This window comes from Mesorhizobium sp. M0815, assembly GCF_040319995.1.
Lineage (GTDB): Bacteria > Pseudomonadota > Alphaproteobacteria > Rhizobiales > Rhizobiaceae > Mesorhizobium.
This window is the reverse complement of the sequence record NZ_JAMYOU010000005.1, coordinates 66,425-88,005: the sequence shown is the minus strand read 5'-3', so window position 1 is coordinate 88,005 and position 21,581 is coordinate 66,425. Positions and strand designations below refer to the sequence as shown.

Here is a 21,581-nt window from a genome sequence, read left to right as displayed (position 1 = left end):
ACGGCCGGGACCAACAGAGAGGACCATTATGCGTATTGCACTGCGTATCGCGCTCGCCGCATCGGCTGCGCTGCTGACGCTTGGCGTTGCCCAGGCCCAGGAAAAAACCTTGAGGATCGGCACCGAAGGAGCGTATCCGCCATTCAACAACCTCACCGCCGACGGCCAGCTCGTGGGCTTCGATATCGATATCGCCAAGGCACTGTGCGACGAGATGAAGGTGAAGTGCACTTTTGTCGCGCAGGACTGGGACGGCATCATTCCAGCCCTTCAGGCAGGCAAGTTCGACGCCATTGTCGCGTCTATGTCGATCACCCCGGAACGCGCCGAGAAGGTCGACTTCACCCACAAATATTACAATACGCCGCCGGCAATCGCCGCGCCTAAGGACACTGATATCAAGGGTGTCACCAAGGAAGATTTGGCCGGCAAGACGATCGGCGTGCAGGCATCCACCACCCATTTCAACTATTCGACCAAGACTTACACCGACAGCACCGTCAAGCCGTATCCGACCGCGCAGGAATACCAGCTCGATCTGGCCAATGGCCGGCTCGATGCCGCCAATGACGACATCGTCGTGCTGCAGCAATGGCTGGATTCGCCGGACGGCGCCTGCTGCAAGCTGGTCGGCACAATCAAGCCCGTCATCGAAATCCACGGTCCGGGCGCCGGCATTGCCGTGCGCAAAGGCGAGACCGACCTGGTCAACCAGTTCAATGCGGCGATCGACGCGATCCGCGCAAACGGAAAGTACAAGGAAATCAACGACAAATACTTCAAATATGACGTTTACGGCGGCGAGTCCTGATCGACCGACATAGGACAACGTGAACGGCGGGAGATTCCCGCCGTTCTTATAAGGATGCCGCGCACGAGGGGTGATGCGGTACGGGTCTCAACGAGCCTTAAGGAGAACAGGCAGGCGGATGCAGAGCGCACTGACGCTTCTCAGTTGGGGACCCGAAGGCTGGCTCGACGACATCGCCGCGGGTGTGTTTGTCACAGTATGTCTTGCGCTGGCCACGCTGCCCTTCGGGCTGACGCTCGGCTTTTTCGTGGCGCTGGCCAAACAGTCGGAAGAGCCGTCGCTGAGACTGGCCGGGAACATCTACACCACGATCTTTCGCGGAATACCCGAGCTGCTCACGCTGTTTCTGATCTTCTTCGGCATCCCATTAATCCTGCAATACATTGTCCGGCTGGTGAGCCCCGGGACATCGGCCGACGTCAACAGCTTCGTCGCCGGGATGATCGCGCTGTGCTTCATCTTCTCCTCTTATTCCAGCGAGGTGTTTTTATCCGCCTTCCGCGCGATTCCAAAAGGGCAATATGAGGGAGGCTATTCGGTTGGCCTGTCCAGCGGCCAGACGATGCGGCTGATCGTACTGCCGCAGTTAATCCGCATCGCATTGCCCGGACTTGCCAATCTTTGGCTGATCCTGCTCAAGGACACCGCGCTCGTCTCGGCCGTCGGCCTCAACGAGATCCTCCGGCAGAGCGGGGTTGCCGCTCGCGTCACCAAGCACGCCTTCCTGTTTTACGGTTTTGCCGGCCTGATCTATCTCCTGCTAGCGATCGTCTCCTCCTTCGGCATCAATGCGATCGAACGAGCGGTTGGCGGCAGCGAGGTCAAGAGATGAGCCTGGCCACCGACACGCTGAAGGTTGACCGGCCGCCGCCGCCCGCACGCGGCTGGTCGCGCCAACGCATCCTCGGCCATGTCCTGGTCGGCCTGTGGATCGCTCTCGGCATTGGCGTGGTCGTCTACCTGGTCACTGCGTGGAACCCGGAGTTCTTCCAGAAATATGCACCCGGCTACATATCCGGCCTTGGCATCACCCTGCTGCTGGTTGCCATCTCGATTGTGCTTGGTGCGATCCTGTCGGTGCCGATCGCCTATGCACGTATGTCGAACAATCCGATCCTTTCGGGGTTCGCCTATGCCTATGTCTATTTCTTTCGCGGCACGCCGCTGTTGGCGCAGACCTTCCTGGTCTACTACGGGGTCGGCTCCTTCCGACCGGAGCTCGAGATGGTCGGCCTGTGGGGCTTCTTCCGCGAAGCGTTCAACTGCGCGATCTTCGCCTTTTCGCTGAATACGGCCGCCTACCAGGCCGAGATTTTGCGTGGCGCGATCGAGAGCGTGCCAAGGGGCCAATGGGAAGGTGCCGCCTCGCTCGGCCTGCACAAACTGCAGACGATGTGGAAAATCATCCTGCCGCAGGCGCTGATTGTGGCGCTGCGCCCTTATGGCAACGAGATCATCCTGATGATCAAGGGCTCGGCAATCGTCGCCATCATCACGGTCTACGATTTGATGGGCATCACCCGGCTCACTTATGCGCGCACCTTCGACTTTCAGTCGTATATCTGGGCGGCGATCATCTATCTGGTCATCGTCGAAACATTGCGCCACGGCGTCGAGTGGATCGAACGGCGTATCACCATCCATCTGCACCGCTGACTCCCATCCCCTTGCCTGATCCGATAAGAAGGCCGCAAAGCAGGTTTCTAAGGGATTCGAAAACATGGCTTCGGTGGCATTTCTCGGTCTTGGCGTCATGGGTTATCCGATGGCCGGGCATCTCAAGAACAAGGGCGGTCACGACGTCACCGTCTACAACCGTACCAGGGCCAAGGCCGAGCAGTGGGTTGCCCAGCATGGTGGCAGCTTCGCAGCGACGCCAGCGGAGGCGGCCGAGGGCAAGGACTTCGTTTTTTCCTGCGTCGGCAATGACGACGATCTGCGCTCCGTGACGACCGCCACCGGAGGCGCCTTCAATTCCATGAAGAAAGGCGCCATCTTCGTCGACAACACCACGGCATCGGCCGAGGTCGCGCGCGAACTGGCGCAGCAGGCGCAAGCGCTCGGGTTTTCGTCCCTCGACGCTCCGGTCTCCGGCGGTCAGGCAGGCGCTGAGAACGGCGTGCTGACCGTGATGGTCGGCGGCGAGCCAGACGCCTTCGACAGGGCCAAGCCGGTCATAGATGCTTATGCCCGCATGGTCGGGTTGATGGGACCGGCAGGGGCTGGCCAGCTCACCAAGATGATCAACCAGATCTGCATCGCCGGCCTCGTTCAGGGATTGGCCGAAGGTATCCATTTCGGCAAGCAGGCCGGGCTCGACATCGAAGAGGTCATCGAGGTGATTTCCAAGGGCGCCGCTGGTTCCTGGCAGATGGAGAACCGCCACAAGACGATGAATGCCGGCAAATATGATTTCGGCTTCGCCGTCGACTGGATGCGCAAGGATCTTGGCATCTGCCTCGCCGAGGCCGACCGCAACGGCGCCAAACTGCCGGTGACGGCACTTGTCGACCAGTTCTACAAGGACGTCCAGGTAATGGGCGGCAAGCGCTGGGACACGTCCTCGCTGCTGGCAAGACTGGAGAAGTAGGATTTCACCGTGGCCGAGCTTTCGCCTCAATCCAGCGCCGCCGAAATCGTCGCTCATTTGCGCTCGATCGCCTCGGAGGAAAATCGACTTGGCATGCTGCGCTACGGCATCAAGATCGAACGTGCGCTCGGTATCTCGCATGGCGTGCAGCGGCAGATTGCCAAGAAGATCAAGCGCAACCATGACCGTGCCTTCGAGCTTTGGCAGACAGGCATCATGGAGGCGCAGTTCATCGCCTCCGTGACCGCCGATCCAGAGCGGTTCTCCGCCGCGGATGCAAGACGATGGGCGGCGACTTTCGACTCGTGGGATATCGTCGACGGGGTCTCCGATCTCTTTGTCGATACGGATTGCTGGAGGGAACTGATCGCCGAATTCGCGGTCGACGAACGGGAATTCGTTCGGCGCACGGCGTTTGCGATGATGGCTTGGTCGGTGGTCCACCGGAAGAAGGAACCCGAGGCGACCTTCCTCGAATTCCTGTCGATCATCGAAGCGCATGCGACCGACGGCCGCAATTTTGTGAAGAAGGCGGTGAACTGGGCGCTTCGTTCGATCGGCAAACGATCGATGAATTTGCACGGCCCTGCCCTTGCCCTGGCGCAAAAACTAGCGGCCTCGACAGACAGGACTGCGCGCTGGATCGGCAAGGACGCCGTGAAGGAACTTTCCGATGCCAAGACGCTCGAACGGCTCGCCGCCAGAAAAGCTTGACCTGAGCAAAGTGCGCTTCACGGAGGTGACGCAATCGACGCGCGCTGATTTCGAAAACCTGTTCGAGCAACCCGGCGGGCCGAAATATTGCTGGTGCATGGCCTGGCGCAACCTCGACCGCCGCGAGCATGTCGAGAACGACGAGAAGAAACGCGCGATGATGGCGCTGATCGAGGCTGGCACGCCGGTCGGCATTGTCGCCCAGATCGATGGCCGGACCGTCGGCTGGTGCTCGGTCGCGCCGCGCGAGACCTACCGCAGGCTGTCGCGGCAGCAGGACGATAGCGAGATGGGCATCTGGTCGATCGTCTGCTTCTATGTACCGAGAGCGCTGCGCGGTGGCGGGCTGGCAAGCGCATTGCTCGACGCGGCCATCGATCACGCCGTTGCCAAAGGCGCCAGGATGATCGAAGCCTATCCGGTCGACGATGCTTCGCCGAGCTACAGCTTCATGGGGTTTCGCGGCATGTTCGTCGCCCGTGGCTTTCGCGAGATTGGCATAGCCGGCTCGCGCCGGCATGTGATGCGGCTTGAGCGTTGACCAGTGGACAGCGGCAGCTTTACTTGATGTCCGCAGATCAAGGCTCAACAGCGGAGCAGCGATGAGCAACCGTTTTAAATCAGGCGCGGTCTTGGCGACTGCCTTGTTGGCGTCCGCCATCGCGGCAAGCGCTTCCGCTGGGACCATGCACATTTTCTGGAAGGATCTGCGCCCAGCGACCCAGGCAGCCGCCGAAAGCGTCGGACTGCCAATGATCGCGGCCAAAATGCCGGATCATGGCGAAACGCTCTCTCACGATTTGCAGGACCAGACCGTGCAGCTCGCGGGCTACGCACTGCCGGTCGATCGCGACGGTGATCTCGTCTATCAATTCCTGCTGGTGCCCTGGACAGGGGCCTGCAGCCATATGCCGACGCCGCCGCCCAACCAGATCGTCCTCGTTACGCCTGCGCAACCCTACCGGATGTCCGAGGCCTACCAGCCGGTTTCGATAACTGGCGCACTAGAGCCAGGCATGGAGAAGAGCCAGCTTTTCATCCTTGACGGCGTCAGTGTCATCCAGTCGGGCTACACTGTGCGCAAGGCCGAGGTGGTCAACGTCGACACCGTGCCGGACACGATCACGCTGCCGGTCAACTCGCCCTGGACTTTCCTCAACAAAAAGAAGAACTAAGCAGAAGAATCTCAAGCGGCGTTGGCGCCGGACTCCTTGTCGAGCACCATGTAATCCAGCGGCATCTCGGTGGTGTATTTGATCTGCTCCATGGCGAAGGAAGACGACACGTCGCGGATCTCGATCTTGGCGATCAGCCGCTTGTAGAAGGCGTCGTAGGCGGCGATGTCGGGCACCACGACGCGCAAGAGATAGTCGACATCGCCGCTCATGCGGTAGAATTCGACCACTTCGGGAAATTCCTGGATGACCTCCGAAAAGCGCCGCAGCCATTCATGGCTGTGCGAATTGGTGCGGATCGACACAAACACCGTGACCCGCACATTGACCTTTTCATGGTCGAGGATGGCGACGCGCCGCTTGATGACGCCCTCTTCCTCGAGCTTCTGGATGCGCCGCCAGCACGGCGTCGTCGACAGGCCGACCTTCTTGGCGACGTCGGCGACCGCAAGCGTCGCATCCTCCTGCAGGAGGCGGAGGATTTTTCTATCGAGGCGGTCCATTGGGTGCTCCCCCTGATGCAAGTCGTCCAAAGTGCGCAGCGGCTTTGGCACAACGATATGCATAAAAACAAGAATTTAACGCGTCCCCTCATGCGCTACGCGCTTCGAGGAATAGATTACCATATTCCCTCTTGTCATGGCCTTTTACAAGAAAGAAATTCTGTCGGATAGCGCGAAAGCGAGTGATTTCTTGCTGAAAGCCTAGCCGATGCGATAGCGGATTTCCGATCTCAGAAAGGGCAGCAAATCCATTTCAAACCATGGATTGCGCTTCAGCCAGCCGGTGTTGCGCCAGGACGGGTGCGGCAGCGGCAGGACTTTCGGCTCAGTCGGTGCCGTCCAGATGGCGCGCCAGTCCAAGACTGTTTCTGTCAGCGAGGGACGGCGCGCCGCGCCCATATGCCAGCTTTGCGCGTAGATGCCGATCGTCAGCACCAGATCGACTTGCGGCATCAGCGCCATCAGCGATACGCGCCAGGCCGGCGCACATTCGCGGCGCGGCGGCAGGTCGGCGCCCTTGGCGTCCTGACCCGGAAAGCAAAAGCCCATCGGCACAATGGCAAACTTGTCCGTGTCATAGAATTCCTCGCTGCCGACGCCGAGCCAGCTTCGCAGCCGGTCGCCGGAGGCGTCGGTGAACGGCATGCCTGACACGTGGACCTTGGTACCCGGCGCCTGGCTGGCGATCAGGATGCGGGCGCTCGAAGATGGCCTGAGCACCGGACGCGGCTGGTGCGGCAATGGCCTGCCGGCCGGCTTATCGACGCAGATGCGGCAGGCGCGTACCCTCGCTGCCAAGGCTTCCAACTCTTCGCTCATTCGGAACTCATTGTCAGGCGGCGGCACTCGGCCGGCTTGAGATTGCCCGATACCAGCGCAGCACGTTGGTGCACTCTTCGGGTACCTTGATGCGAGCCGGCTTCATGAAGTCGATGGCGACCAGCCCGGTGATGTCGGCGATCGAATAGGTATCGCCGGCGACGAATTCCCTGCCGGCGAGCTCAGTGTCCAGAAATCTCAGGAATTCGATCGCCTTCGGCTTGTTGGCCTCGCCCCATTCGGGGATTTGCGGGATCTCCCATTCCCTCATTGCGGGATGGATATGCCGGAACGCCGCGGAGACGCAGCCGAACAGATTGAACTCCACGCGCCTTTGCCACATCTCGACGATTGCCTTGCCCAGCGCACCACGCCCGAACAAAGCCGGCTCGGGGTGCAGTTCCTCGAAGTAACGGCAGATTGCGACGGACTCGGTGATGATGGTGCCATCGTCGAGTTCGAGCACCGGCAGACGCTTCAGCGGATTGCGCGAGCTGACCGGCTGCTCTTTGTGCTCCAGCGCACCCATGTCGACCGGCACCAGCGGAACTTCAACTCCCTTTTCAGCCAGGAAAATCCGAACCCGACGTGGATTGGGCGCGCGCCCGCCGTCGAACAGCTTCATCTCTATCCTCCTCGTCCGTACGACGAATTATAGGCGCAGCTCACCAGAAGCGAAAAATCTCCCGCAGGGCGTCGCCGATCGACGCCAAGGTCCCGTGTTTTCTTTCGACCAGCTCGTGCCCGTGGCTCTCGCGCCAGTTCTTCGGCTCGTCGAAAGTTCCGGCCCAGATGCCGGCCTTGCCTGCGCGCGCAGCGGCTTCCTCGGTCTCGAAGTCGCCAAAGGCGACCGCCCAGCCGGCCTCGACCTGAGCGCGGTTGAGATCCTTGCCGCCGACCTTGCAATCGCCGAGCAGCCTGCCGTAACGGTCGCGCTGCCGGCCGCTGCAGGAAACCGCTTTGCCGGCAATCAACCGCACCAGGGACTGCCGCGCGAGCTTGCCGCAGGGATAGTCGGCACCGTCCTTGCGGCAGATCTGCGAATATTCCGGCGCGTCGATGCCGCGCATGCGGACACGCTCGCTGCCGAGGGTGATGCTATCGCCGTCATTGACGAGCGCGGCGCCCTCCGCCTTGCGCGTCTCCACCCGGTCGAGGCGCGCCGCCAGGAGGATCAGCAGGCCAAGCACGATGAGCGTCAGCCCATAGTCCATCAGCCTGCGCCACCGGCTTCGCGGGCGCGGCGCATAGTATCGCTGGCGCGGCCATCGCGACCACGAACGGCTCATATGGCAAACCGTTGGTTAATCATTCGAACGTAGCTTAACGATTTGAAATTGCTGCCCGCGTAAATTGAAGACTTCATGCCCCTGCAACGCTCGACCACGGCGGACAAGTTTATTGTGGACCGCAGGAAACGCCATCGCAACAGCGATGTCGCGCGCGCGGTCCGCAAGACGCGCGACCGTCTTTCGCAGCAAGCCGGAAATCCCGACTTCGACCGCGAGCTGTTGAAGCTCCACGCGCTGTCGATGACCGGCGGCGTGATCGTCGTCCCGCTGCTCGTTCTGGCAACTGCCGCCGCAGGCTTGCTCGCGGGCGTCGGCAAGGAGATCGGCGTCTGGGCGCTGTTCACATTCATCTGCTACACCATCGTTGCATTCATGGCGAGACGCGTCACTCAGGCGTCCGAGCTCAACCCGCTGGAAACGCATAGGGATTTCCTGATCGGCCATTTTCTTTGCGGGCTTGGCTGGGCCTGGTTCGCATGGCTCGGCTGCGAAACTTGCCAAATCGATCAGTTCCAGGTCGCCAAGGCGGTGGTGCTGCTGCTCGCCATGTCGGCAACCGCGATCCTGGCATCGTCCCTGCGCGGTGCGCTGTTGGCGACCTTCGCCCTCCCGGTCGCCATCTATGCCTATGCCAGTGCGAAACTATGGCTGCCCGTCGAGGTGATCATGGCAGGTTTGCTGATCGCTTCGCTGCCTTTCTTCGCCTATGTGGCGCGCCAGCTCAACCGTTCCTCGCTGATGCTGCTGTCGTTCCGCTCCGAAAAGGACGCGCTGATCGCCGAACTGGAGACGGCGAAATCGATGTCGGACGAGGCACGGCGGCGGGCGGAAGACGCAAATCTGGCGAAATCACGTTTCCTGGCCTCGATGAGTCACGAACTGCGCACGCCGCTCAACGCCATTCTCGGCTTTTCCGAAGTGATGGCCAACGAGGTGCTCGGCCCGATGAGCAACCCGACCTATCGCGACTATGCCCGCGACGTGCATGACTCCGGACAGCATCTGCTCGACCTGATCAACGAAATCCTCGACTTGTCGCGCATCGAAGCGGGTCGCTACCAGCTCAATGAGGAGCCGATGATGCTGCTCTCCGTCGTCGAGGATTGCTGCCACATGATGGAGCTGAAGGCGCGCAACAAGGACATCCGCATCGTCCAGGATTTCGAAAACGCCTTGCCGCGCCTGTTCGCCGACGAACGCGCGGTGCGGCAGATTGCGCTCAACCTCTTGTCCAATGCCATCAAGTTCACCGCCACCGGCGGCGAAATCCGCGTGCGCGTCGGCTGGACGGCGGGCGGCGGGCAATATCTCTCCGTCAAGGACAATGGGCCGGGCATACCGGAAGACGAGATCCCGATCGTACTCTCGGCCTTCGGCCAGGGCTCGATCGCCATCAAGAGCGCCGAACAGGGCACCGGGCTTGGCCTGCCGATCGTGCAGGGCCTGCTGGCCATGCATGGCGGCGAATTCCAGCTCCATTCCAGGCTACGCGAAGGCACCGAGGCGATCGCCATCTTCCCGCTGAGCCGGGTGATGGAGGAACTGCCGGCGCTGCCGACCAAGGCGGTTGCTTCGCGCCGGCGCTGAATGCTTAACCGCGGACCGCGGCTGCCATGCCGGAGCTGGTCAGCGCGGCCGCCTTGACCAGTCCAGCGGCAAGAGCCGCCCCTACCCCCTCGCCCTGGCTGACGCCCAGATCGAGCAGCGCGCGAAGGCCGAGGCGCTCGGCGGCCTTGGCATGGCCCGGCTCCGGCGATAGGCTTGCGAGGAGACAATGATCGAGCGCGGCGGGGTTGGCGGCATATAGGGCGGCAGCGGCCGCGGTCACCGCAAACCCATCGAGCAGCACCGGGATCTTCTGCATCCGCGCCGCCAGAATGGCGCCGCAGATCGCTGCGAATTCCCGTCCACCGACCCGGCGAAGCGCTTCCAGCGGATCCTTGAGGCTCGCGCCGTGAAACGCCATCGCGGCATCGACCACCTCCGCCTTGCGCCTCTGCATCGCTGCGTTGGCCCCCGATCCAGGGCCGACCCAGTCGGCGCCGGTGCCGCCGAACAGCGCCGCGCAAAGAGCCGCGGCGACAGTCGAATTGCCGACGCCGAGGTCGCCAAGGCAAAGCAGGTCGGTGCCGCCGGCAATCGCTTCCATGCCGAAGGCCATGGTGGCGGCGCAACCGCGCTCGTCCAGTGCCGCGTCCTCGGTGATGTCGGCTGTTGGAATGTGCAGAGCCAGATCGAACACCTTCAAGCCGAGATCGTTGGCGATGCAGATCTGGTTGATCGCTGCACCGCCGGCGGCGCAGAGCTCGACCGCATTTGCCGTGGCGGCGGCGGGGCGCGGCGAAATGCCGTGGCGGGTGACGCCATGATTGCCGGCAAAGAGCGCCACCAATGGCCGCGTCACCGCCGGTGGCGCGCGGCCGCTCCAGCCGGCGAGCCAGGCGGCGACGTCCTCGATGCGGCCGAGCGAGCCTTTGGGCTTGTCTGCCTTGGCAAACAACTGGCGCACGCGGGCGTTGGCCGCCATATCTGCCGGCGGCAGGCTCACCAGAAGGTCGCGAAAATCGTCGAAAGGCAGCGCGCTGGTCATGTCGATGGCGATCGTCCCTGTGAATTGGTGAGCGGCATAGCCGCCTTGGCCAGCCGGCACAACCTCGGCGTAACTTGGCGGTATTGACGCGAAAGCACTTGTTGGCGGCGCACCCCGGAGGGCTTGCATTGACTTTGTCGTTGCACCATGTGGAGGCTAGCCAAGGAAATCCTCATGACGGCCATTGAATCCCCGTGCATCCTGGTCTGCTCGATCGACATGAAAACCGGTTTCTGTTTCGGTTGCGGGCGCACGCGCGAGGAAATCGCCGCCTGGATCGACATGACCCCGCAAACCCGCCGCAGCGTCATGGCCGAGCTGCCGGCAAGGCTGGAAACGGTCGAGCGACGCCCCCGCCGGGAAACCCGTCGCAGCCGCATGGCACGCGAACGCGACGCCCTCTCGTGAACCGGCCGCAGAGATGAACCGACTGTTGTGGATTCTGATCGTCGCGATCGGGGCGGGTGTGCTCCTGCTCATGCTCAACGATTCCGCCGGCAGCACGTTCGGCATTGAGAATTACGATTTCAGCCAGCTGATCTGGCTTGGCGCTTTAGCGGCGCTCGTCGGCGCCGGCCTGCTCAGATCGGGCAGGCCGTTAGGCACCATGGCCCGCAGCCTCGGCGCCTGGGGTGCCATCGTGCTGGCGCTGATCGCCGGCTATCAGTACCGCTATGAGTTGCAGGATTTCGCCAGCCGCGTCACCGCCGGCTTTGTTCCCGGCAGTCCGCTGGCACTGGGCGTGGACGAAGGCCATGCCACCGTCACCCTGGACAAGGCCGGCAACGGCCATTTCGAAGCGCGTGTCACGATCAACGGAACGCCGATCCTGACGGTTGTCGATACCGGCGCGACCAGCACCGTGCTGACCGCCGAGGACGCACTGGCGGTCGGGTTCAATTCGGCGGCTCTCCGCTTCACCATACCGATCTCTACCGCCAACGGCATGACACGCGCCGCCGCCGTAAAAACCGATGAGCTGTCGATCGGCGGCATCGTGCGCAAGGACATGCCCATCATGATCGCCGCACCCGGCACGCTCGGCCAGAGCCTGCTCGGCATGAATTTCATCGGCTCGCTATCGGGCTTCGACGTCCGTGGCGATCGCATGATTTTGCGGGATTAACTTCTTTCCTCAGGCCGCCTCTGCGGTCCTGCCGAAATCGACTTCTGCGAAAGCCGCCTTGAGCACCTGCGGTCCGGCACCCGGCTTTGTCGCCTCGGTGGAAAGGATCTGCCGATAGCGGCGTGCACCGGGCAGGCCGTGAAACAGCCCGACCATGTGCCGGGTGACATGCCCGAGGCGTCCACCCTGCTCGATATGGCGTGCCGCGTAATCCGCCATGGCATCGATCAGCGCGGCAAAATCGAACGGCTCAGCCGTGCCGCCGTAAAACGCGGCATCGATGCCGGTCAGTATCCCGGGCGTGTGATAGGCGGCGCGGCCGAGCATAGCGCCATCGACATGGTCGAGATGCCTCAGCGCCTCTGCAAGAGATTGAATGCCGCCATTGATGCCGATGAATTTGTTTTGTTTTCTGGCTTTCAGCCGATATACGCGGCCATAGTCGAGCGGTGGGACGTCGCGATTTTCTTTTGGGCTCAGACCTTCCAGCCAGGCCTTGCGGGCGTGCACCCACAGCGCGTCGGCGCCGGCCGCGAAAACACCGTCGGCCAAGGCATCGAGTGCCGGTTCCGGATCCTGCTCGTCGACGCCGATGCGGCACTTGACGGTAACCGGTATTTTCACCGCCGCCTTCATCGCAGCGACGCAATCCGCGACGAGCACCGGCGTCTTCATCAGGCAGGCGCCGAACGTGCCCGACTGGACGCGGTCGGACGGACAGCCGACATTGAGGTTGATTTCATCATAGCCGAAGGCTTCGCCGATGCGCGCCGCCTCGGCCAGCTTTCCCGGATCGGCGCCGCCGAGCTGCAGCGCCACCGGATGTTCGCTGTCGTCGAAGCCGAGCAGCCGCTCGCGTGCGCCGTGGATGACCGCATCTGCCACCACCATCTCAGTGTAGAGCAGCGCCTCGCGCGTCAATTGGTGATGGAAGAACCGGCAGTGCCGGTCCGTCCAGTCCATCATGGGTGCAATAGCCAGTCTATGCTCTTGATTTTTCAGCATTTTTTCTTTAACATCAAATCGTTAGAACCTACCGAGTGCACACGAATTTACGCCAGAATACGACCCTTTTCTCCACGTTTCGATCTCTCAGTGCACACAGAGCGCACACGAAAAAATGGCCACCTACACAAAACTCTCGTCCGGTTCCTGGCGCGTCCAAGTCCGTCGCAAGGGTCGCTACGTCAGCGAGACCTTCCTGCGCCGAGACGACGCACGGCGCTGGGCAACCGAAGCCGAGCGCCAAGTCGATCGTGGTGAGACGCCGACCAAGTCCCGTATAGCGCGCCTGAAAACTTTCGGTGAACTCATCGACCTTCATATCGACGACATGTGTGATGTAGGCAAGTCCCCTCGCCGCTCCAAGGCTGCGGCTCTCGATATGATCCAAAGACATCTGGGGAAGTGCAACATCGCGGCTCTCGATCGCGAACGGCTCATTCGTTTTGGGCGCGACCGGGCCGCCCAAGGTGCCGGACCGATGACGCTCGGCATCGACATCGGCTTTGTAAAACTCATACTGGCTCATGCCGCTGCGGTGCACGGCCTGCCCGTCAAGGTCGAACCGGTTGATCTCGCGCGTATTGCCCTAAAGAGGCTTGGCCTCCTTGGTAAGGGCAATCAGCGCGATAGGAGGCCGACTCAGGATGAACTCGACAGGCTCATCGCCCACTTCGATGCAAATCCTCGTCAAATAGCGCCGGTTGGTCAGATCATACGTTTCGCCGTCGCAACGGCGATGCGCCAGGAGGAAATCTGCAAGGCGCGGTGGTCCGACATGGACGCCCGCACGCGGATGCTTCTCATCCGTGACCGGAAAGACCCGCGAAATAAAAACGGGAACAATCAACGCATGCCCTTGTTCGCGGCAACTGGGTACGACGCATGGGCCATTGTCGAGGACCGACTGGCCAAGCGAAGCAATGACGATGATCGAATTTTCCCCTTCAATCATAGGTCAGTCGGCACCGCCTTCCGTCGAGGGTGCGCGGACCTGGACATCCACGACCTTCATTTTCATGACTTGCGGCACGAAGGGACAAGCCGCCTTTTCGAGGCCGGGTTCACGATCGAACAAGTTGCGCTGGTAACTGGGCACAAGGACTGGAAAATGTTGAAGCGCTACACCCATCTGAAGCCGGAGGCTCTTCACGCGCTGTTGGCAGCGCGCGCCGCATAGATGTGAGTGTCAAAAGGTCGCCCGCAGAGTCGCGGGCATACACTGCTGCCCGCGTTCATCATTGCAGCTTCTTGTCTTGTGCAACGGGTGCGCTTTGCTGTAGCGAGGTTGCTGAGGTAGATCGGGGCTACGGCACCTGGAGAGCAAATGAAAGGTTGGCCAAATGCCTTCAGATCTTATCAAGTCCGACGCGGAATTGCTGGAGATGACCACTGACATCGTTTCCGCCTATGTCAGCAACAACCCGGTTCCAATCGCGGAACTCGCTCGCGTAATTTCCGATACCTACGGAGCAATCCGCAAGCTGCAGGGAGCAGCCCCGCCCAAAGCGGAAGAGAAGCCTACACCTGCTGTCCCGATCAAGAAATCGGTGACGCCTGACTTCATCATCTGCCTGGAAGACGGCAAGAAGTTCAAATCGCTCAAACGACACTTGGGCATCCATTACGGTCTGTCACCGGATGCGTACCGCGCGAAATGGGGCCTGCCCTCCGACTATCCGATGGTTGCGCCGAACTACGCCGCGGTGCGATCGGCGATGGCGAAGGCGATCGGCTTGGGCCGCAAGCCTGTAGCGCCTGAGCCTGAAGCGGCGCCAGCGAAGCGCCGCAAGATCGGCATCAAGACGAGCTAACATCGGGACAATTTTGCTCAAAAGCCCGCGTTCTGTTGCAGGGGTGCGGGCTGATCGTTTTCTGATAGGGATGAACCCTTACCCCTCATTCAAAGGCAGCCGCTGTTGAAGACACCATCCTCTAGGGATGATCACCCGCTCACAGATGGCATCTGCAAAAACGCGGCGATGATCGCCTCGAGCGACACATTCAGTGCATTCGAAAAGGTCCGGCCCTTCTGCCAAATCGCGACGTAGTGATAGAGCGCGGACGGTTCCACCGGTTTTGCTTCGAGGTTAAACGCCGCGTATTCACGCGCGATGATCTCATTGGTTATCGAAATGCCTAGGCCAGCCGAAACGTATCCGGCTTCGTGACCGTTGCAATCGAATTCCACGAGTATGTCCGGCTCAACGCCGGCGAAGCGCAAGGCATTGAAGTTCATTTGGTGGGCGGCGAACTGGGGATCGATATCGACGATCGTTTCGCCTGCCAGGTCGTGAGCCTCAATGCAGGTCTGTTTTGAGAAACGGTGGTCGGGATGAAAGATGCATACGTTTCGTGCCGACCCGAGCGGCGCCCATTCAAACAGACGTGGATCCAGGGGCAATCTCGAAATTCCGAGATCCGCCCGCCCTGCCAGGATGTGCTCGCCGATCTGCTCGTAGCTTCCCGAAATCGAGCGGACATTCGAAGCGGTCTTTGAGTGGATGATCGCCACAACCTTGGGCAAGGTCACGAAACCGAAAACAGAGGGCGCGGCAATCGCAATCCGTTGCTTTTCCTCGTTCTTCATAGCGAAGATCGACGCTTCCAGCCGATCCAGGGACGTTAGGGCAAGTTCTACGTTTCGTAGGAGTTCCCAGGCTTCCTGCAAGGGGACGATGCGGTTGGCTGATCTCTTGAAGAGTGTGATGCCGAGCGTGGTCTCGAGTTGCTTGACATGTTGACTGACGGCCGGCTGGCTTATCCCGAGCGCTGCCGCTGCTCGCCGTGTCGAACCGGCCCGCAACACTTCCCGGAAGACCTTCAGCTGACTCAGCAGGCGCCGGATCTGCTGCGGCTCCTTCGACCAGGAGTTTTCGAGCGCCTCCCAGACCTGCTCCTGACGGGCGTGATCGTCGGTCACGGTAAAGGCCATGAGATGCTCGAGTTGCATTCCCTCCTGCTCGTAGACCTCGTGCAGCTTGGGCGAAACTTTTGCGAGCCGCAGGCGCTGCTGGACAAAGGTAGCGGACACGAAGAAGCGTGCCGCAATCTCCTCATGACTGGCGCCCTGATCGTGCAGGGTCTGGAAGGCCCGGAACATATCCAGGGGATGTAAATCTTCGCGCTGAAAATTCTCGGCCAGCGAGTCCTCCTCGATCGGGACCGCGCTGTGGGCGTCGCTGACGACGCAGGGAACTGGCTCGGTCTTGATCATGCGCTTCTGCTTGACCAGCAGTTCCAGCGCGCGATAGCGGCGCCAGCCAGCCGGCACCTCAAACATGCCGGTCTCGTTACCCTCGCCATCCAATACTGGCCGGACGTTAAGGCTCTGGAGCAGGCCGCGCCGTGCGATCGACGCGGCGAGGTCCTCTATCGCGCCATGTCGGCCGGCTGGGTGACTATCTTTCGGAAAAGCGCGATGCGTTACTGGGCCTTGGGCGCGCCATCGATTTCGCATGCGGGATGACCGCTGACTGGGGCGACGTGCAAATCGCGTCGCGAATGAACGGCCTGAAGCAAGATGTGGCTTCGCTCGACGACTATGAGGTCCATCTCTCTGACAAGGTGCAATTCCTGCTAGATGCCATGGTCGGGCTGATCGGCATCGCCCAGAACGACATCTTCAAGATCCTCACCATCGTCTCGATCGTCGGCATTCCCCCAACGCTGATCGCGGGCATCTACGGCATGAATTTCAAGACCATGCCCGAATATGACTGGGCCTTCGGCTACCCCTATGGGTTGGCAATGATCGGCCTCAGCGCCATTGTTCCACTGGCGTGGTTCAAGTGGCGGGGATGGTTCTAGCTAAGCATCGGGATGCGCCCCTTTGCAGGGGTGAAGCGGGAACCAGCGAATGAGCCTCGACGAGACCACTCAAGCGACGATCGCTTTTATCCGCGCGCATGAGGCATGGGGCATTCCGGTGGTGGCCATGCTGGCCTTCGGGGAATCGCTGGCGTTCATTTCGCTGCTGCTTCCCGCAACCGTAATCCTTGTTGGCGTCGGTTTCCTGATCGGCGAAAGCGGAATCGCGTTCTGGCCCTTATGGCTGGCCGCTATCGTCGGCGCTGTGCTGGGCGACTGGCTGTCCTTCTGGATCGGCACTCGCTTGGGCGACAGGGTATCGCACTACTGGCCGCTGAAGCGGTAGCCGGACCTGATGCCCCGTGGCCGCGCCTTCTTCGAACGCTGGGGTGGGCTGGGGGTGTTCATCGGGCGCTTCTCAGGTCCGTTGCGCGCCTCCGTTCCATTGGTTGCGGGCGTCTGTGAGATGCCTACTTTGACGTTTCAGATCGCCAACGTCACCTCGGCCTTGCTGTGGGCGACAGCGATACTCGCGCCCGGTGCGTTCGGCCTCAAATGGCTGCAGGCTTGGATGTAGGCGACTCACGCCGGGCGAGCAGCTTGTCGATCCGCCTTCCGTCCATATCGAGGATCTCGAAGCGCCAGCCCTGATAGTCAAAGTGCTCGCCAGCTTCCGGAAGGTGACCCAGCTGGGACAAAGCGAATCCAGCGATCGTATGAAAATCTCCCTCTGCCGCCCCTGATCGAAAGCCCAGGCGAGCGAAGGCATCGTGCGCCAGCATCATCCCATCGATCAGCAGGGAACCGTCATCACGCTCGAGGACATCGGGGTCTTCACCATCCAGGTCCGGAAGGTCGCCTGCAATGGCTTCGAGCAGATCGGTCTGGGTGACGATCCCCTCCAGTGCGCCATATTCGTCGATGACGATCGCCAGACGCACCGGCGCCCGCTTGAACTGATCGAGGACGCGGAATATTGGCGTTCCTTCGTGGACGATCACGGGGTCGCGGATGACCGCCATTGGATCGAGCGTTTTCCCGTCGAGCACCTGGTCGAGGAGATCCTTCTTCAGAATCATGCCGAGCGGTTCGTCGATCCCGCCACGGCCGACCAGAAGCTGTTCATGGCGACATTTGCGGATGGTGCGCAGAACCTCGTCCGGGCTGTCGTCAGTGTCGATCCAGTCGATATCGCGGCGCGGCGTCATGATGTCGGCGATGCGCCGATCGCCGATGTTGAACACGCGCTCGACCAGTTCCTGTTGAGTCTGGTGGAGCAACCCTGCCTCCTGGCTTGCCGCCACAAGCAGCTTCAGCTCTTCGGGTGAATGCAAGGACTCCTCGCCTGTGCCCGGCCGCAGACCGCACAGACGCAGCACCAGATTGCCGAGACCGTTCAGAGCGAGGATCGCCGGCCTGAGCAGAAAAAGGAACAGGCCGAGCGGGCGTACGACCCAGAGTGCGGTGCCCTCGCTGCGCTGGAGCGCCAGGCTTTTCGGCGCCAGCTCGCCCAGGACAATGTGAAGAGCGGTGATGATGATGAAAGCGATTGCGACGGCGATCGTGTGCGAAGCTGCCGTGGCCAGCGACCCCATTGCTCCTAAGAGCAGTGGCTCGATCAGATGGGCAAGTGCGGGTTCGCCAACCCAGCCGAGCGCCAGCGATGAAATGGTGATGCCGAGCTGGGTCGCGGCCAGATTGGCATCTAGATTGACCAAGGTTTTTTGAAGCTGCCCGGCGTTCAAACGCCCGGCAGCTGCAAGCTCGTCGACGCGGCTGCGTCTAACCGCTACCAGGGCAAACTCGGCGGCGACAAAGAAGCCGTTTGCGCCTACGAGTACGAGAACCAACAAAATTCCAAGAATGTCGCGTAGACTACCATCGTCCGCCGGCATGATATCCTCTGTATGAAAAAGCTACGGTCATCTCTGAAGCGTATTTGCCGCTATCGCGCAACCGCCGTTCGGCCTTGAACAGCGTCGCTGACTGCCGGTCAATGAGTGGCAGATTGACCAAATCCTCTCTGCAGACGGCCGAGCTCAAACTGGCTTCTCGGTGATCAAAGTCAATGGCAGCGCTGCGGATAGGTCGCCCCTGATCCAGTGATTTAGTAAAATCAGCGCGATCCCGGCGAGGATCGCCAGCACTATCATCCAAATGATCTTCTGAAGATCGGTCATCTCATCATCTCCCGAGGCGCACCATAGGGCCTGGTGCGAGCCAGCATCCGGTCTCGCCGACTGCGGTAGAACTCAGTATGAATAGCCACCCCGGACATCGCGGCTCACCATCCTGAAGGTCGCGCTGGCGCGCTAGCGGACTCTTATCTACGTTTATCGCCGTTCGTCCGAATTACCTCTCGCGGCCGGTAATCGGACGTTCGCCCGTCGCAGAAGCCCGTTGCACAATTGAGCCCTTCAAGCCTATGGACCGAGCGTTTTGAGGCGGCGCACATCATCGGCGGTCTCAGCCAACAGCCAGTCACGGAATGTCGTAATTTTAGGGAGCGTCGACGTCGCCTTGGGACAGACGATCCAGTAGGTCTTGGACAATCGCAGCGTCGTGGCGAACGGCCTTACGAGGCGCCCGTTGATGAGGTCCCAAGCCGCAAGCGTGGTGCGGGCGAGTGCGACGCCCTGGCCGTCGATAGCGGCGTCTATGACCATGCTGGCGCGGTTCAAGACCGGCCCATGGGAGAGTTCGGCATCGACCACGCCAGCGGCCTCGAGCCATCCCGACCAGTCCTTTCGGTCATCAAGATGCAGCAACGGAAAGTTCAGCACATCGGACGGCTCGCGCATCCGCTGGTGAAGTTTGGGACTGCAGACCACGAACAGTTGCTCGGAGCACAGGCGGACAACATCATGCCCCGCCCAGTTGCCATCGCCATGCCGCACGGCAAGATCGACGTCCTCTCTCGCGAAGTCGACGTGATGCATGGTTGCGGAAATTCTGAGATCAATGTCGGGGTGCGTCTCGGCAAACCTGCCAAGGCGGTTTACCAACCACTTGGCGGCAAAGTCGGGCGACGTGCTGACCGTCAACGCTCCGGCCCGGGATAGATGCTGGATGCGTTGCGTGCCGAGAGCTATGCGGTCGAAGGCATCGCGCACCACCTCCAGATAGGAGAGGCCGGCCCGCGTGATGCTCAGCTTTTGATGTTCGCGATCGAACAGCCTGATGCCCAATTCGAGTTCGAGCGCCTTCACCTGATGGCTCACCGCACCCTGCGTGACGGAACGTTCGTCCGCCGCCCTAGTAAAGCTCTCGTGGCGCGCCGCCGCCTCGAAGGCTTTGAGGGCGTTGAGTGATGGCAGTCGGCGGGCCAATTTCGCACCATGTCATGAGAAAAATTGGGCCAAGCACGAGAAACCATGCTTTGCGCCCGTGGGCAGATTGGAGCATTTCCGCACCACACGTCAACCAGCGCACCGCGGAAGGATGAGAAATGTTGAACCCCCTGCTGATTGAGACGCCGAGGCGTTCATCGCCACAGGCAAGTGCCCATCGCGTCCTTGAAAATTTAGTGCGCTCGATGGCATCGGTGGCGCGCTGGATCGAAATCCATCGCCAACGGGAACAGCTGGCCGAACTCGAAGACCATCAGCTGGGAGACTTGGGTCTGACCACTGCGCAGATTCGGAATGAATGTTCAAAGTGGCCGTGGCAGGCCTAATTCTCGGCTGAGGACTTCCTCGGGGGAACGCGCATTCAGTCGTGCCTTCGTCAAATCAGCGAAGCAAGATTTCGTGGATCGCGAGGGCGATCCACGCAGCGTCAACCAAGCCCTCGACGGGACGAGTGATCTGCTCGGCCGCATTTTGCACCTGCTACTGCCCGTCCCGTCGTTCCTCCGGCGGGCGAACCTTGCGGAACATTGCAAGCAGAAGCACATCGTAGACAATCTTCAAGACGCCCGCGATGAGCAGCGGCCAACCGAAACCGGACATTGCGAGCAGCGAGCCGGCAAGCATCGGACTGGCGGCCGCCGCGAGGCTGCGAGGCACGGCAGTGACACTCGCCGCTGCGGCCCGCTCACCCGGCGTTACCACCGCCATGACGTAGGAGGTGCGGGTCGGTACATCCATCTGCGACAAGGCGCTCCTGATCAGCAGTAGGACGATGACTGGACCGAGGCTCGGCATGAAGGGAATGAGCAAAAGGCAAAGACTGGAAGGCAGGTGCGTAAACACCATGGTGTTTACGAGCCCGATCCGTTTGGAGATTTGCACTGCCAGCAGATACGACCCGGCGGACAGGATGCCCGTCAAGAAGAAGATCGCACCTGTAGCAGCGAGCGATAGGCCGAACTGTTGGAAAAGCCAAAGAGCCAACAATGACTGGACCACGAAGCCTCCCGCAAAGGCATCCAGGCTAAAGAGCGCAGCGAGCGTGAGGACGATGGCTCGAGACTTGCGCAATGGCTCCGCCGGTACCGCATTCGCATCGAGCGGCTCGTCCGGCAGTTGCCGATAAAGGAGCAGCGCACCTACTCCCAGAAAGGCATAAAGCAGGAAGGCGATCTGGAGCGCTTGCTTAATATCCAGCCCGGCAACATGTCGGAGAATATCGGGGGCTCCGGCCGCCAGAGCACCGACGGCCCCAATGAGTGAACCGACAAGGCTATAGCGGGCAAAGAGCGCGGTGCGGTCGCGATCGGTGACGCTATGGGCAAGTTGCGCATGCTCCAACGGCAGAAACACACTTACGTCGCCCGAGGATGGGTTCAGCGTTCCGACGAATGCGATAAGGAGCAGCGGCCAGAAATCGTGAACCAACGCGAAGGCGATCCCCGTGACGACCATCAGGACGGCGGCTGCAATCAGCAGAGAGCGGCGAGAGAAATGGTGCGCGACAAACCCGACTGCCAAGGTGAGCGCGGCCGAACCCGCGAGCGTCGCCGTCGCGAGGACCCCGATCTCGAAAGCGTTGAAGCCGAGCGCGGCCAAATAGGCCGGAAGCAGAAGACTGACGAGTCCATCGCCGAACGCCCGCAATCCTCTCGAGGCCAGCAGGTACGTAGCTGCCGGCCCGGCACCGGAAGGCAGGAGTGCAACCCTCCGTCTCGCAGCCGGTTCGTGCGGAGCATTCATCGGCCTTTGGGCTGTCAAGGATGCCTCCTGCCGGGAGAATGGTTACACCGACCGCT

The 21,581-nt window shown here is 61.2% G+C and carries 23 protein-coding genes and 4 pseudogenes; 15 read left to right on the top strand and 12 right to left on the bottom strand.

The annotated features are described in order from the left end of the window. Window positions 1-28: 28 nt before the first annotated feature. The 7 genes from NKI01_RS08475 to NKI01_RS08445 all read left to right on the top strand — a co-directional run bounded on the left by NKI01_RS08475 (window position 29) and on the right by NKI01_RS08445 (window position 5,290). The gene (locus NKI01_RS08475; RefSeq protein WP_023717637.1) at window positions 29-811 is read left to right on the top strand and encodes an ABC transporter substrate-binding protein; all 783 of its coding nucleotides are present in this window, start codon (window positions 29-31) and stop codon (window positions 809-811) included. 118 nt (window positions 812-929) lie between these two features. Beyond that, window positions 930-1,643, top strand: a complete 714-nt coding sequence (locus NKI01_RS08470; RefSeq protein ID WP_023675013.1) for an ABC transporter permease — start codon at window positions 930-932, stop codon at window positions 1,641-1,643. Beyond that, window positions 1,640-2,467, top strand: a complete 828-nt coding sequence (locus NKI01_RS08465; protein ID WP_023717639.1) for an ABC transporter permease — start codon at window positions 1,640-1,642, stop codon at window positions 2,465-2,467. The genes NKI01_RS08470 and NKI01_RS08465 overlap by 4 nt, the downstream gene beginning before the upstream one ends. A gap of 64 nt (window positions 2,468-2,531) precedes the next feature. Next, a complete protein-coding gene (locus NKI01_RS08460; RefSeq protein WP_352962778.1) occupies window positions 2,532-3,401 on the top strand; it encodes an NAD(P)-dependent oxidoreductase in 870 nt (289 codons plus the stop codon). A 9-nt stretch (window positions 3,402-3,410) separates the two neighbouring features. Further along, on the top strand, window positions 3,411-4,115 hold the full coding sequence (locus NKI01_RS08455; protein ID WP_352962775.1) for a DNA alkylation repair protein: 705 nt from the start codon (window positions 3,411-3,413) through the stop codon (window positions 4,113-4,115). After that, window positions 4,075-4,656, top strand: coding sequence for a GNAT family N-acetyltransferase (locus NKI01_RS08450; RefSeq protein ID WP_352482601.1), 582 nt, complete (start codon window positions 4,075-4,077; stop codon window positions 4,654-4,656). Before NKI01_RS08455 ends, NKI01_RS08450 begins: the two co-directional genes overlap by 41 nt. A 61-nt stretch (window positions 4,657-4,717) precedes the next feature. Beyond that, on the top strand, window positions 4,718-5,290 hold the full coding sequence (locus tag NKI01_RS08445) for a DUF3299 domain-containing protein (RefSeq protein WP_023717643.1): 573 nt from the start codon (window positions 4,718-4,720) through the stop codon (window positions 5,288-5,290). 11 nt (window positions 5,291-5,301) lie between these two features. Here the strand turns inward: NKI01_RS08445 and NKI01_RS08440 are convergent, their stop codons facing one another. The 4 genes and pseudogenes from NKI01_RS08440 to NKI01_RS08425 all read right to left on the bottom strand — a co-directional run bounded on the left by NKI01_RS08440 (window position 5,302) and on the right by NKI01_RS08425 (window position 7,901). Beyond that, window positions 5,302-5,793 (bottom strand): Lrp/AsnC family transcriptional regulator, encoded by a 492-nt coding sequence (locus tag NKI01_RS08440; RefSeq protein WP_006333679.1) that lies wholly within the window; start codon window positions 5,791-5,793, stop codon window positions 5,302-5,304. 201 nt (window positions 5,794-5,994) lie between these two features. Then, window positions 5,995-6,686, bottom strand: a pseudogene (locus NKI01_RS08435) (uracil-DNA glycosylase family protein). Continuing rightward, window positions 6,626-7,237, bottom strand: a complete 612-nt coding sequence (locus tag NKI01_RS08430; protein ID WP_023717645.1) for a glutathione S-transferase — start codon at window positions 7,235-7,237, stop codon at window positions 6,626-6,628. The pseudogene NKI01_RS08435 and the gene NKI01_RS08430 overlap by 61 nt, the downstream one beginning before the upstream one ends. 40 nt (window positions 7,238-7,277) lie before the next feature. After that, entirely contained in the window at window positions 7,278-7,901 is a 624-nt protein-coding gene (locus NKI01_RS08425; RefSeq protein ID WP_352962772.1) for a thermonuclease family protein, read from the bottom strand. 75 nt (window positions 7,902-7,976) lie between these two features. Here NKI01_RS08425 and NKI01_RS08420 point away from each other — a divergent pair, with 75 nt between their 5' ends. Further along, a complete protein-coding gene (locus NKI01_RS08420; protein ID WP_023717647.1) occupies window positions 7,977-9,491 on the top strand; it encodes a sensor histidine kinase in 1,515 nt (504 codons plus the stop codon). Between the two features lie 4 nt (window positions 9,492-9,495). Here NKI01_RS08420 and NKI01_RS08415 read toward each other — a convergent pair whose 3' ends face one another. Then, complete coding sequence (locus NKI01_RS08415; RefSeq protein WP_352482679.1) at window positions 9,496-10,494, bottom strand: nicotinate-nucleotide--dimethylbenzimidazole phosphoribosyltransferase; 999 nt, start codon at window positions 10,492-10,494, stop codon at window positions 9,496-9,498. Between the two features lie 174 nt (window positions 10,495-10,668). Here NKI01_RS08415 and NKI01_RS08410 point away from each other — a divergent pair, with 174 nt between their 5' ends. Both NKI01_RS08410 and NKI01_RS08405 read left to right on the top strand, forming a co-directional pair. Further along, window positions 10,669-10,902, top strand: a complete 234-nt coding sequence (locus NKI01_RS08410) for a DUF1289 domain-containing protein (RefSeq protein WP_031193575.1) — start codon at window positions 10,669-10,671, stop codon at window positions 10,900-10,902. A 13-nt stretch (window positions 10,903-10,915) separates the two neighbouring features. Beyond that, window positions 10,916-11,620, top strand: coding sequence for a TIGR02281 family clan AA aspartic protease (locus NKI01_RS08405; protein ID WP_352482604.1), 705 nt, complete (start codon window positions 10,916-10,918; stop codon window positions 11,618-11,620). 9 nt (window positions 11,621-11,629) lie between these two features. Here the strand turns inward: NKI01_RS08405 and dusA are convergent, their stop codons facing one another. Continuing rightward, window positions 11,630-12,625 carry a tRNA dihydrouridine(20/20a) synthase DusA gene (gene dusA / locus NKI01_RS08400; protein WP_352962769.1) on the bottom strand — a complete coding sequence of 332 codons (996 nt, stop codon included), beginning with the start codon at window positions 12,623-12,625 and terminating at the stop codon, window positions 11,630-11,632. Window positions 12,626-12,740: 115 nt separating this feature from the next. On the opposite strand from dusA, the gene NKI01_RS08395 reads away from it, so the two are divergent. Continuing rightward, the gene (locus NKI01_RS08395; RefSeq protein ID WP_352962766.1) at window positions 12,741-13,802 is read left to right on the top strand and encodes a site-specific integrase; all 1,062 of its coding nucleotides are present in this window, start codon (window positions 12,741-12,743) and stop codon (window positions 13,800-13,802) included. A 205-nt stretch (window positions 13,803-14,007) separates the two neighbouring features. Continuing rightward, window positions 14,008-14,436 (top strand): Ros/MucR family transcriptional regulator, encoded by a 429-nt coding sequence (locus tag NKI01_RS08390; protein ID WP_502899427.1) that lies wholly within the window; start codon window positions 14,008-14,010, stop codon window positions 14,434-14,436. Window positions 14,437-14,567: 131 nt separating this feature from the next. Here the strand turns inward: NKI01_RS08390 and NKI01_RS08385 are convergent. Both NKI01_RS08385 and NKI01_RS08380 read right to left on the bottom strand, forming a co-directional pair. Then, window positions 14,568-15,194 (bottom strand): annotated as a pseudogene (locus tag NKI01_RS08385) (LysR family transcriptional regulator substrate-binding protein); the annotation flags it as partial. A gap of 111 nt (window positions 15,195-15,305) precedes the next feature. Beyond that, a pseudogene (locus NKI01_RS08380) lies at window positions 15,306-16,001 on the bottom strand (LysR family transcriptional regulator); the annotation flags it as partial. Between NKI01_RS08380 and NKI01_RS08375 the strand changes: the two are divergent. Further along, window positions 15,971-16,432 (top strand): CorA family divalent cation transporter, encoded by a 462-nt coding sequence (locus NKI01_RS08375; protein ID WP_352962760.1) that lies wholly within the window; start codon window positions 15,971-15,973, stop codon window positions 16,430-16,432. The pseudogene NKI01_RS08380 and the gene NKI01_RS08375 sit on opposite strands and share 31 nt — an antisense overlap. Before the next feature lie 49 nt (window positions 16,433-16,481). Beyond that, window positions 16,482-17,009, top strand: a pseudogene (locus NKI01_RS08370) (DedA family protein). Here the strand turns inward: NKI01_RS08370 and NKI01_RS08365 are convergent. The 3 genes from NKI01_RS08365 to NKI01_RS08355 form a co-directional block, all read right to left on the bottom strand. After that, window positions 16,984-18,327, bottom strand: a complete 1,344-nt coding sequence (locus NKI01_RS08365; RefSeq protein ID WP_352962757.1) for a hemolysin family protein — start codon at window positions 18,325-18,327, stop codon at window positions 16,984-16,986. The pseudogene NKI01_RS08370 and the gene NKI01_RS08365 overlap by 26 nt on opposite strands. Window positions 18,328-18,471: 144 nt before the next feature. Next, window positions 18,472-18,612, bottom strand: coding sequence for a hypothetical protein (locus NKI01_RS08360; RefSeq protein ID WP_352643287.1), 141 nt, complete (start codon window positions 18,610-18,612; stop codon window positions 18,472-18,474). Between the two features lie 243 nt (window positions 18,613-18,855). Next, window positions 18,856-19,761, bottom strand: coding sequence for a transcriptional regulator GcvA (locus tag NKI01_RS08355; protein ID WP_352962753.1), 906 nt, complete (start codon window positions 19,759-19,761; stop codon window positions 18,856-18,858). A 119-nt stretch (window positions 19,762-19,880) separates the two neighbouring features. On the opposite strand from NKI01_RS08355, the gene NKI01_RS08350 reads away from it, so the two are divergent. Next, complete coding sequence (locus NKI01_RS08350) at window positions 19,881-20,108, top strand: DUF1127 domain-containing protein (RefSeq protein ID WP_352962750.1); 228 nt, start codon at window positions 19,881-19,883, stop codon at window positions 20,106-20,108. Window positions 20,109-20,262: 154 nt separating this feature from the next. On the opposite strand, the gene NKI01_RS08345 is transcribed toward NKI01_RS08350, so the two are convergent. Further along, entirely contained in the window at window positions 20,263-21,429 is a 1,167-nt protein-coding gene (locus NKI01_RS08345) for an MFS transporter (RefSeq protein WP_502899426.1), read from the bottom strand. Between the last annotated feature and the right edge of the window lie 152 nt (window positions 21,430-21,581).

What these genes read in the sequence shown, in the direction of transcription:
- NKI01_RS08475 (WP_023717637.1), top strand. Translation starts at nt 29, where the DNA reads ATGCGTATTGCACTGCGTATCGCGCTCGCCGCATCGGCTGCGCTGCTG.
- NKI01_RS08470 (WP_023675013.1), top strand. Translation starts at nt 930, where the DNA reads ATGCAGAGCGCACTGACGCTTCTCAGTTGGGGACCCGAAGGCTGGCTC.
- NKI01_RS08465 (WP_023717639.1), top strand. Translation starts at nt 1,640, where the DNA reads ATGAGCCTGGCCACCGACACGCTGAAGGTTGACCGGCCGCCGCCGCCC.
- NKI01_RS08460 (WP_352962778.1), top strand. Translation starts at nt 2,532, where the DNA reads ATGGCTTCGGTGGCATTTCTCGGTCTTGGCGTCATGGGTTATCCGATG.
- NKI01_RS08450 (WP_352482601.1), top strand. Translation starts at nt 4,075, where the DNA reads ATGCCAAGACGCTCGAACGGCTCGCCGCCAGAAAAGCTTGACCTGAGC.
- NKI01_RS08445 (WP_023717643.1), top strand. Translation starts at nt 4,718, where the DNA reads ATGAGCAACCGTTTTAAATCAGGCGCGGTCTTGGCGACTGCCTTGTTG.
- NKI01_RS08440 (WP_006333679.1), bottom strand. Translation starts at nt 5,793, where the DNA reads ATGGACCGCCTCGATAGAAAAATCCTCCGCCTCCTGCAGGAGGATGCG.
- NKI01_RS08430 (WP_023717645.1), bottom strand. Translation starts at nt 7,237, where the DNA reads ATGAAGCTGTTCGACGGCGGGCGCGCGCCCAATCCACGTCGGGTTCGG.
- NKI01_RS08425 (WP_352962772.1), bottom strand. Translation starts at nt 7,901, where the DNA reads ATGAGCCGTTCGTGGTCGCGATGGCCGCGCCAGCGATACTATGCGCCG.
- NKI01_RS08420 (WP_023717647.1), top strand. Translation starts at nt 7,977, where the DNA reads ATGCCCCTGCAACGCTCGACCACGGCGGACAAGTTTATTGTGGACCGC.
- NKI01_RS08415 (WP_352482679.1), bottom strand. Translation starts at nt 10,494, where the DNA reads ATGACCAGCGCGCTGCCTTTCGACGATTTTCGCGACCTTCTGGTGAGC.
- NKI01_RS08410 (WP_031193575.1), top strand. Translation starts at nt 10,669, where the DNA reads ATGACGGCCATTGAATCCCCGTGCATCCTGGTCTGCTCGATCGACATG.
- NKI01_RS08405 (WP_352482604.1), top strand. Translation starts at nt 10,916, where the DNA reads ATGAACCGACTGTTGTGGATTCTGATCGTCGCGATCGGGGCGGGTGTG.
- dusA (WP_352962769.1), bottom strand. Translation starts at nt 12,625, where the DNA reads ATGCTGAAAAATCAAGAGCATAGACTGGCTATTGCACCCATGATGGAC.
- NKI01_RS08395 (WP_352962766.1), top strand. Translation starts at nt 12,741, where the DNA reads ATGGCCACCTACACAAAACTCTCGTCCGGTTCCTGGCGCGTCCAAGTC.
- NKI01_RS08390 (WP_502899427.1), top strand. Translation starts at nt 14,008, where the DNA reads ATGACCACTGACATCGTTTCCGCCTATGTCAGCAACAACCCGGTTCCA.
- NKI01_RS08365 (WP_352962757.1), bottom strand. Translation starts at nt 18,327, where the DNA reads ATGCCGGCGGACGATGGTAGTCTACGCGACATTCTTGGAATTTTGTTG.
- NKI01_RS08360 (WP_352643287.1), bottom strand. Translation starts at nt 18,612, where the DNA reads ATGACCGATCTTCAGAAGATCATTTGGATGATAGTGCTGGCGATCCTC.
- NKI01_RS08350 (WP_352962750.1), top strand. Translation starts at nt 19,881, where the DNA reads ATGTTGAACCCCCTGCTGATTGAGACGCCGAGGCGTTCATCGCCACAG.